This window comes from Streptomyces sp. NPDC006552, from assembly GCF_040611655.1.
GTDB lineage: Bacteria > Actinomycetota > Actinomycetes > Streptomycetales > Streptomycetaceae > Streptomyces.
Window position 1 is genome coordinate 25,258 of sequence record NZ_JBEXOS010000079.1, and the last position, 9,622, is coordinate 34,879.

At 70.9% G+C, this 9,622-nt stretch carries 8 protein-coding genes and 2 pseudogenes; 6 read left to right on the plus strand and 4 right to left on the minus strand.

From position 1 onward, the window contains the following. Positions 1-129: 129 nt before the first annotated feature. Positions 130-1,752: a chaperonin GroEL gene (gene groL, locus ABZY33_RS31665; RefSeq protein ID WP_356495152.1), complete on the plus strand. Its 1,623-nt coding sequence runs from the start codon at positions 130-132 to the stop codon at positions 1,750-1,752. Between the two features lie 226 nt (positions 1,753-1,978). Here the strand turns inward: groL and ABZY33_RS31670 are convergent, their stop codons facing one another. Next, positions 1,979-2,752 carry an SDR family oxidoreductase gene (locus tag ABZY33_RS31670; RefSeq protein ID WP_356495153.1) on the minus strand — a complete coding sequence of 258 codons (774 nt, stop codon included), beginning with the start codon at positions 2,750-2,752 and terminating at the stop codon, positions 1,979-1,981. A gap of 68 nt (positions 2,753-2,820) precedes the next feature. Continuing rightward, a complete protein-coding gene (locus ABZY33_RS31675; protein WP_356495154.1) occupies positions 2,821-3,498 on the minus strand; it encodes an MOSC domain-containing protein in 678 nt (225 codons plus the stop codon). 82 nt (positions 3,499-3,580) lie between these two features. Here ABZY33_RS31675 and ABZY33_RS31680 point away from each other — a divergent pair, with 82 nt between their 5' ends. Beyond that, positions 3,581-4,477 (plus strand): LysR family transcriptional regulator, encoded by an 897-nt coding sequence (locus ABZY33_RS31680; protein WP_356495155.1) that lies wholly within the window; start codon positions 3,581-3,583, stop codon positions 4,475-4,477. Between the two features lie 27 nt (positions 4,478-4,504). On the opposite strand, the gene ABZY33_RS31685 is transcribed toward ABZY33_RS31680, so the two are convergent. Continuing rightward, positions 4,505-4,846, minus strand: a complete 342-nt coding sequence (locus ABZY33_RS31685; protein WP_356495156.1) for a WhiB family transcriptional regulator — start codon at positions 4,844-4,846, stop codon at positions 4,505-4,507. 391 nt (positions 4,847-5,237) lie between these two features. Here ABZY33_RS31685 and ABZY33_RS31690 point away from each other — a divergent pair, with 391 nt between their 5' ends. From ABZY33_RS31690 to ABZY33_RS31705, 4 genes and pseudogenes are all read left to right on the plus strand, one after another. Next, positions 5,238-5,849, plus strand: a complete 612-nt coding sequence (locus ABZY33_RS31690) for a response regulator transcription factor (RefSeq protein WP_003948568.1) — start codon at positions 5,238-5,240, stop codon at positions 5,847-5,849. A 285-nt stretch (positions 5,850-6,134) separates the two neighbouring features. Beyond that, positions 6,135-6,722 carry a sigma-70 family RNA polymerase sigma factor gene (locus ABZY33_RS31695; protein WP_356495157.1) on the plus strand — a complete coding sequence of 196 codons (588 nt, stop codon included), beginning with the start codon at positions 6,135-6,137 and terminating at the stop codon, positions 6,720-6,722. A 139-nt stretch (positions 6,723-6,861) separates the two neighbouring features. Continuing rightward, on the plus strand, positions 6,862-8,373 hold the full coding sequence (gene guaB, locus ABZY33_RS31700; protein ID WP_356495158.1) for an IMP dehydrogenase: 1,512 nt from the start codon (positions 6,862-6,864) through the stop codon (positions 8,371-8,373). A 105-nt stretch (positions 8,374-8,478) separates the two neighbouring features. Next, positions 8,479-9,519, plus strand: a pseudogene (locus ABZY33_RS31705) (GuaB3 family IMP dehydrogenase-related protein); the annotation flags it as partial. Position 9,520: 1 nt separating this feature from the next. Here ABZY33_RS31705 and ABZY33_RS31710 read toward each other — a convergent pair. Continuing rightward, a pseudogene (locus ABZY33_RS31710) lies at positions 9,521-9,622 on the minus strand (cyclase); the annotation flags it as partial.

Consider the following 9,622-nt stretch of genomic DNA (forward strand, 5'->3'; position numbering starts at 1 on the left):
CAGACCGAGAAGCGGCTTTCCGCTGTGAATTGCGCCCCTGGCACCCGCGATCGTAAGAAGCCGGGGTCGGGGGCGCGGTTCGTGCACCCTGAAGTTTTCCGTAGTTTTCGAGAGGGCTGAACCGCTCCCATGGCGAAGATCCTGAAGTTCGACGAGGACGCCCGTCGCGCCCTCGAGCGCGGCGTCAACAAGCTTGCCGACACGGTCAAGGTGACGATCGGTCCCAAGGGCCGCAACGTCGTCATCGACAAGAAGTTCGGCGCCCCCACCATCACCAACGACGGTGTGACCATCGCCCGCGAGGTCGAGGTCGAGGACCCGTACGAGAACCTCGGCGCCCAGCTCGTGAAGGAGGTGGCGACCAAGACCAACGACATCGCGGGTGACGGTACGACCACCGCCACCGTGCTGGCCCAGGCCCTGGTCAAGGAAGGCCTGCGCAACGTCGCCGCGGGTGCCTCCCCGGCCGCCCTGAAGAAGGGCATCGACGCCGCGGTGAAGGCCGTGTCCGAGGACCTCCTCGCGACCGCCCGCCCGATCGACTCGAAGTCCGACATCGCCGCCGTCGCCGGTCTGTCCGCCCAGGACAGCCAGGTCGGCGAGCTCATCGCCGAGGCGATGGACAAGGTCGGCAAGGACGGTGTCATCACCGTCGAGGAGTCCAACACCTTCGGCCTGGAGCTGGACTTCACCGAGGGCATGGCCTTCGACAAGGGCTACCTGTCCCCGTACTTCGTCACCGACCAGGAGCGTATGGAGGCCGTCCTCGACGACCCGTACATCCTGATCCACCAGGGCAAGATCGGGTCCATCCAGGACCTGCTCCCGCTCCTGGAGAAGGTCATCCAGGCCGGTGGCTCCAAGCCGCTGCTGATCATCGCCGAGGACGTCGAGGGCGAGGCCCTGTCGACCCTGGTCGTGAACAAGATCCGCGGCACGTTCAACGCCGTCGCGGTCAAGGCCCCCGGCTTCGGCGACCGCCGCAAGGCGATGCTCCAGGACATGGCCACCCTCACCGGTGCCACCGTCATCGCCGAGGAGGTCGGCCTCAAGCTCGACCAGGCCGGTCTGGACGTGCTGGGCTCCGCCCGCCGCGTCACCATCACCAAGGACGACACCACGATCGTCGACGGTGGCGGCAACAAGGCCGACGTCGAGGGTCGCGTCAACCAGATCAAGGCCGAGATCGAGAACACGGACTCCGACTGGGACCGCGAGAAGCTCCAGGAGCGCCTCGCGAAGCTCGCCGGCGGCGTCTGCGTGATCAAGGTCGGTGCCGCGACCGAGGTCGAGCTCAAGGAGAAGAAGCACCGTCTGGAGGACGCCATCTCCGCGACCCGCGCCGCGGTCGAGGAGGGCATCGTCTCCGGTGGTGGCTCCGCGCTCGTCCACGCCGTGAAGGTGCTCGCCGACGGCCTCGGCAAGGAGGGCGACGAGGCCACCGGTGTCGCCGTCGTCCGCCGCGCCGCCGTCGAGCCGCTGCGCTGGATCGCGGAGAACGCGGGCCTGGAGGGCTACGTCATCGTCTCCAAGGTCGCCGAGCTCGAGAAGGGCTCCGGCTACAACGCCGCGACCGGTGAGTACGGCGACCTGGTCAAGGCCGGCGTCATCGACCCGGTCAAGGTCACGCGCTCCGCGCTGGAGAACGCCGCGTCCATCGCCTCCCTGCTCCTGACGACCGAGACCCTGGTCGTCGAGAAGCCGGCCGAGGAAGAGGCCGAGGCCGGTCACAGCCACGGTCACTCGCACTGACCCGCTCCGCTGAAGTGACCTGAGGCCCGGCCCCCTGTGTTCTGGGGGGCCGGGCCTCCTGGTTCTGTGGATGCGCGTCTGCCTGGTTCTGACGTCCGCCGGGCGCGCCCCTGAGGTGCACGGCTTCGCCGTGACCTCCCCGGGGAGGCTGCGCGCAGCGGATGCCTCCAGGGGCGCGGGGAACTGCGCGACCAGCCCCCACCGGGGCCGCACCCGCGATACGGACCTACTGCGGCCCGTACTTGCGCCTCGTCCGAGACGTGACCCCGCCGAGCAGAGACCGCGGCGTCACCTTCGCCACCCCCATCAGCGCCTTGTACCGCGGATCGGGGATCGAGAGGGACTTGCCGCGGGAGAGATCCGTGAGCGCCGCCGCGACCAGTTTGTCGGCGTCCAGCCACATCCACTTCGGGATGTTGTCCGTGCCCATGTCGGCCCGCTGGTGGAACTCCGTGCGGACGAAGCCGGGGCACAGCGCCATCAGCCGCACCCCGGAGCCCGCCAGGTCCTTCGCCACCCCCTGGGTGAACTGCACGACCCACGCCTTGGACGCCCCGTAGGTGCCGCGCGGCACGAACGCCGCCACCGACGCCACGTTGATCACGCCCCCGCGCCCGCGCTCACGCATCACCTCCGTGGCCGCCGACGTCAGCCGCAGCACCGCCTCGCAGTGCACCTTCAGCATGGTCAGCTCATCGGCGAGGGGGACCTCCAGATAGCGGCCCTTGTTGCCGAACCCGGCGTTGTTGACGAGCAGATCGACCGCGGCCTTGCGGTCCCGCAGCCGCTTCTCGACGGCCGCGATCCCCTTGTCCGTGGCGAGGTCGGCGGTGAGCACCTCGGCCTCGATGCCGTGCCGGTCGTGCAGTTCGGTCGCCTGCTCCTGGAGCCGCGCGGTGTCGCGGGCGACGAGCACCAGGTTGTGGCCGTCGGCGGCGAGGCGCCGGGCGAACGCGGCGCCGATGCCCGCGGTGGATCCCGTGATCAGTGCCGTAGTCATGGACCAAGGTTAGTGACGCCCCGGTGGTGCTCGTGATCACCGGGGGCGTCCCCGCGCCGGCGGCCGGCTCACGCCGAGCGCGCGCCGTACTTCTCCAGGTACGTCCGCGCCACCCGCTCCGCCTCGGGGTGCAGCGCGTCCCCGGCGGCCAGCACCCGCGGCAGCAGTTCGCGCTCGGTCATCAGCGCCCGGAACTCGAAGGCGACCGTCACCTCGTGCGCGGGCCGGTGCACGATCTCGACGGCGTCCCCGGCCCGGATCTCGCCCGGCTCGATCACCCGCAGGTACGCGCCCGGCCGCTGCTCCCGCGTGAACCGCTTGACCCAGCCCTTCTCACCCAGGTGTCCCTGGAAGGTCTTGCACGGGATCCGGCTGGCGCTCACCTCCAGCAGCAGATCGGAGCCGATCCGCCAGCGCTCGCCGATCTTCGCCCCGGCGACGTCGACGCCCTCGGTGGTGAGGTTCTCCCCGAACGTGCCGCTGGGCAGCGTCCGGCCGAGGGCCCGCTCCCAGGCGTCCAGGTCCTCCCGCGCGAACGCGTACACGGCCTGGTCGTCCCCGCCGTGGTGCCGGGTGTCACAGACGGCGTCGCCGGCGACGCCGCTCGCGCCGGTCCCCTTGACCCCGGGCGCGGCGACCCGCACCGGCCCGGTGACCGGCCGCTTGTCGATGCCGGTCAGGCCCTCGGGCTGGTCGGTGTAGCCGACCGCCGCCGGCCGGCCCAGATTGAGTGAGAGCAGCTTCATGGCCCGGCACGCTACGCGACCCGTGACCAAAGTCGCCACGCATTAATCGGCGTGGTCCCCAAGCGCGGCTTATCCTTGCACCATGATCGAGGCCCGTCATCTCCGTGTCCTGCGCGCCGTGGCCGCCACCGGCTCCTTCTCGGCGGCCGCCCGCGAGCTGGGCTGCACCCAGCCCGCCGTCAGCCAGCAGATGAAGGCCCTGGAGTCCTCGGCCGGTACCCCGCTGCTGATCCGCACGGGCCGGGAGATGCGGCTGACCCAGGCCGGTGAGGCCCTCGTCCGGCACGCCGCGGGCATCCTCGCCGGGCTCACCGCGGCCGAGGAGGAGGTCGCCGCGATCGCGGGCCTGCGCGCGGGCCGCGTCCGCCTCGTCTCCTTCCCGAGCGGCAGTTCGACCCTGGTCCCGACGGCACTGGCCGCCCTGCGCGCCGCGCACCCCGGTACCCGCGTCTCGCTGGTGGAGGCGGAGCCCCCGCGCTCGGTGGAGATGCTGCGCGAGGGCGACTGCGACGTGGCCCTCGCCTTCCGCTACGAGGGCGCCCGTACCGGGGAGGAGTGGGACGACCTGGTGGTCCGCCCGCTCCTCGCCGACCGGCTCGTGGGCCTGGTCCCCGAGGGGCATCCGCTGGCCGGCGCGGGTTCGGTGACCATCGACGCGTTCGCCGACGACCCGTGGATCGCGGGCTGCCCGCGCTGCCGCCGCCAGCTCGTGGAGGTCTGCCGCGGCGCCGGGTTCGCGCCGCGGATCGACTTCGCCACCGACGACTATCCGGCGGTGATCGGTCTGGTCGGCGCGGGGCTCGGGGTCGCCGTCCTGCCCGAACTGGCCATCGAGTCCGTTCGCCCCAAGGGTGCACGCACAGTGACGGTGGAGCCCGCCGTGCGGCGCGAGATCGTCGCGCTCACGCTCCCCGATCTCGCCCAGGTCCCCGCCGTCGCCGCCACCCTCGACCAGCTGGCGTCGGCCGCCACCCGCTGAGCCACCGCGGTTCGAAGAAACGTTCCTTCAGTTGCTCGGAGCGGCGGTGGCACCCCCTTCGCCGCCCCCGGCCGCGGCCGTGACGAGCCGGTTGCGGGCGCGCCCCATCAGCTCCTCGCGCTCGTCCTCGGTCAGCCCGCCCCAGACGCCGTACGGCTCGCGTACCTGAAGGGCGTGAGCTGCGCATTCGGCGCGGACCGGGCACCTCATGCAGACCTCTTTCGCCGAGTTCTCACGCGCGCTGCGCGCCGCTCCCCGCTCGCCTTCCGGGTGGAAGAAGAGCGAGCTGTCGACCCCGCGGCACGCCGCGAGGAGCTGCCAGTCCCACAGATCGGCGTTCGGTCCGGGAAGGCGGGAGAAATCTGCCATTGCGTTGTCCCCTTGTAGCCGGTTGTGACGCGGACGCGGTGCCCTGACCGTACATCTACGATCTAAGGAGATGAAAATATGACTCATTGCGAATCTAGCTACAGACACCAGCAAAAGGGAAGAAAAGCCACTAAATGGGGCATGGGCTTGTGAGGAAACCCGGCAGGAGCGTGGCGGCATCTGCCCTGTGTCCGGCCCCTCACGTAGAGTGCCGAACCAGACCGTCCGACCCGTAACTCTTTCGAGTGACCGTCGTTGGAAGTGCGGAGGCGGTTGAAGGAACAAGCGCTCGGGCATCTGTCCGAATGTTTGCGAATGTCGACCGCACAGGTGACGATTCGTACAAAGCCTGGAGGCTCAAGGTGACGCGCATCAGCTGCGGAGGACGGTCATGACATCCGTCCTCGTCTGCGACGACTCCCCGCTTGCCCGAGAGGCGCTGCGCCGCGCGGTCGCGACCGTACCCGGCGTCGAGCGCGTGACGACCGCGGCCAACGGCGAGGAGGTCCTGCGCCGCTGGGGCGCCGACCGCTCGGACCTGATTCTGATGGACGTACGCATGCCCGGTCTGGGCGGCGTCGAGACGGTCCGGCGGCTGCTCTCCGCCGACCCCGGTGCGCGCATCATCATGCTCACCGTGGCCGAGGACCTGGACGGGGTGGCCCTCGCGGTCGCCGCCGGGGCCCGCGGGTACCTGCACAAGGACGCGTCCCGCGCCGAGCTGCGGGCCACCGTGACGCAGGCGCTCGCCGACCCGACGTGGCGGCTGGCACCGCGCCGGCTGCGCTCGGCCGAGATGGGCGCGGCGCCCACCCTCACCGCACGCGAGATCCAGGTGCTCGAGGGCATGAGCCACGGCCGGTCGAACGCGGAGATCGGGCGCGAGCTGTTCCTCTCCGAGGACACCGTGAAGACGCACGCGCGGCGCTTGTTCAAGAAGCTCGGAGCCTCTGACCGGGCGCATGCCGTAGCGCTCGGCTTCCGTTGGGGCCTCGTTCGGTAGCGCGCCGCCGGGGTGCGGTAGCCGACCGCCCGCGAGCCCGTCGTGGCTGGGCGCGCCGTTCCCCGCGCCCCTGCCGGGGGTTGCGGTGAGCGGCGCTCTCACGTTTCCCGCGAGATGCCGCATCCTTGAGGTGTGGAGTTCCTCGGGGACGACGAGTCGGGCGAGCAGGGTCAGCGAGAGGGGAGGGCGCAGGAGATGAGTTCCGGCGCACCTGCTCATAACGCTTCGGTGCACAACCAGGACCGCGGTGCCACGGACCGCGGGCAGGCAAGGCACCATGGTCCGATGCGCGACGACGAGGCACCGGCCCGGCAGGGGGTCATCGGCACGCTCGTCGGCCGCGCTGTCGACGGTGATCAGCAGGCCACGCACGACCTGCTCGCGCACGTCCATCCCCTCGCCATCCGCTACTGCCGCACCCGGCTCTCCCGGCTGCCGGGCGACGCGCGGCACTTCGTGGAGGACCTCGCCCAGGAAGTCTGTGTCGCGGTGCTGCTCGCGCTGCCGCGGTACAAGGACACCGGGCGCCCCTTCGAGGCGTTCGTCTTCGCCATCGCCGCGCACAAGGTCGCCGATCTGCAGCGCGCCGCCATGCGCGGCCCCGGCTCGACGGCCGTGCCCTCCGACGAGATGCCGGAGCGGCCGGACGACTCGCTCGGCCCCGAGGAGCGGGCGCTGCTCAGCAGCGACGCCGAGTGGGCCAAGAAGCTCCTCGCGAACCTCCCCGACAATCAGCGGGAGTTGCTGCTGCTGCGGATCGCGGTCGGGCTCACCGCCGAGGAGACCGGCCAGATGTTGGGCATGTCACCCGGCGCCGTGCGCGTCGCGCAGCACCGGGCGCTCAGCCGCCTGCGGGCTCTGGCGGAGCAGTAGCCGGGGCCGGGCGCGCCTTCCCGATCGCATACGTGGGAACGTACGAATCCAACGGATGATCTTGCTCGTGGAATGAGACACCTCGTGTTCCCGTTAGCATGGACATCCGCACCGATCAAGGCCATTTGGGGAAGGTGTCATGACTGCAAACGGCGGTCCCTCGACAGGAGTGCCCGAGAAATTCGCGACACTCGGGCTGACCTACGACGACGTGCTGCTGCTGCCGGGCGCGTCGGAAGTGCTGCCGAACGCGGTCGACACCTCGTCCCGCATCTCCAGGAACGTCCGGGTGAACATCCCGCTGCTCTCCGCCGCGATGGACAAGGTCACCGAGGCCCGGATGGCGATCGCCATGGCCCGCCAGGGCGGCGTCGGCGTGCTGCACCGCAACCTCTCGATCGCCGACCAGGTCAACCAGGTCGACCTGGTGAAGCGGTCCGAGTCCGGCATGGTCACCGACCCGATCACGGTGCACCCGGACGCGACCCTCGCCGAGGCCGACGCGCTCTGCGCCAAGTTCCGCATCAGCGGCGTCCCGGTGACCGACGCGGCGGGCAAGCTGCTCGGCATCGTCACCAACCGCGACATGGCCTTCGAGAACGACCGCGGCCGTCAGGTCCGCGAGGTCATGACGCCGATGCCGCTCGTCACCGGCAAGGTCGGGATCAGCGGCGTCGACGCCATGGAGCTGCTGCGCCGCCACAAGATCGAGAAGTTGCCGCTGGTCGACGATGCCGGGGTGCTCAAGGGCCTCATCACCGTCAAGGACTTCAAGAAGGCCGAGCAGTACCCGAACGCGGCCAAGGACGCGGAGGGCCGGCTGCTCGTCGGCGCCGCCGTGGGCGCGAGCCCCGAGGCCCTGGAGCGCGCCCAGGCGCTGGCCGGCGCCGGGGTCGACTTCCTCATCGTCGACACCTCGCACGGCCACAACAGCAACGCGCTGAGCTGGATGTCGAAGATCAAGTCGAGCGTCGGCGTCGACGTCATCGGTGGGAACGTGGCGACGCGCGACGGCGCCCAGGCCCTCATCGACGCCGGTGTCGACGGCGTCAAGGTCGGCGTCGGCCCGGGCTCGATCTGCACCACGCGCGTGGTCGCCGGCATCGGCGTCCCGCAGGTCACCGCGATCTACGAGGCGGGGGTCGCGGCCCGCGCGGCCGGTGTCCCGGTCATCGGCGACGGCGGCCTGCAGTACTCCGGCGACATCGGCAAGGCGCTCGCCGCGGGCGCCGACACGGTGATGCTCGGCTCGCTCCTCGCGGGCTGCGAGGAGTCGCCGGGCGAGCTGATGTTCATCAACGGCAAGCAGTTCAAGTCCTACCGGGGCATGGGTTCGCTCGGCGCCATGCAGTCGCGCGGCCAGGGCCGCTCGTACTCCAAGGACCGCTACTTCCAGGCCGAGGTCTCCTCCGACGACAAGCTCGTCCCCGAGGGCATCGAGGGCCAGGTGCCCTACCGCGGCCCGCTCGCCAACGTGCTGCACCAGCTCGTCGGCGGCCTGCGCCAGACGATGGGGTACGTGGGCGCGGCGAGCGTCGACGAGATGGAGCGCAAGGGCCGCTTCGTGCGCATCACGTCCGCGGGGCTCAAGGAGAGCCACCCGCACGACATCCAGATGACGGTCGAGGCACCGAACTACAGCCGCAAGTGACGTCCGTGCCGGTATGAGGGGCGGCCCCGGATTCGCCGGGGCCGCCCCTCGCCCGTGTGTCGGGGATACTGGACCGGCAGACCAAGAGGGAAAGGCCCACACAACGTGACTGAGATCGAGATCGGGCGCGGCAAGCGCGGCCGCCGCGCGTACGCCTTCGACGACATCGCCGTCGTACCGAGCCGGCGCACCCGCGACCCGAAGGAGGTCTCGATCGCCTGGCAGATCGACGCCTACCGCTTCGAGCTGCCCTTCCTGGCCGCGCCCATGGACTCCGTCGTCTCCCCGGAGACCGCCATCCGGATCGGCGAGCTGGGCGGTCTGGGCGTGCTGAACCTCGAAGGGCTGTGGACCCGGTACGAGGACCCGCAGCCGCTGCTCGACGAGATCCGTGAGCTGAACACCGACGACGCGGGCAACGCGACGCGCCGGCTCCAGGAGATCTACGCCGCCCCGATCCGGGCCGACCTGATCGGGCAGCGCATCAAGGAGGTGCGCGACTCCGGTGTGGTCACCGCCGCCGCGCTCTCCCCGCAGCGCACCGCCGAGTTCTCCAAGGCCGTGGTGGACGCGGGCGTCGACATCTTCGTGATCCGCGGGACCACGGTCTCCGCCGAGCACGTGTCGGGCGCCGCCGAGCCGCTCAACCTCAAGCAGTTCATCTACGAGCTGGACGTGCCGGTGATCGTCGGCGGCTGCGCCACGTACACCGCCGCGCTGCACCTGATGCGGACCGGCGCCGCGGGCGTCCTGGTCGGCTTCGGTGGCGGCGCCGCGCACACCACGCGCAACGTGCTGGGCATCCAGGTCCCGATGGCGACCGCCGTCGCCGACGTGGCCGCGGCCCGCCGCGACTACATGGACGAGTCCGGCGGCCGGTACGTGCACGTCATCGCCGACGGCGGCGTGGGCTGGTCCGGTGACCTGCCGAAGGCGATCGCGTGCGGCGCGGACGCCGTGATGATGGGCTCGCCGCTGGCCCGCGCGACGGACGCGCCCGGGCGCGGCCACCACTGGGGCATGGAGGCCGTCCACGAGGACGTGCCGCGCGGCAAGAAGGTCGACCTCGGCACGGTGGGTACCACCGAGGAGGTCCTGACCGGCCCCTCGGCCACGCCGGACGGGTCGATGAACATCTTCGGGGCGACGCGCGATCGATGATGACCTTCTCGGCCTTGCGCTTGATCATCCCGAGCATGGGGATCTTCACGTCGACGGTGAGCGAGTAGGTGACCTCGGTGCCCGTCCC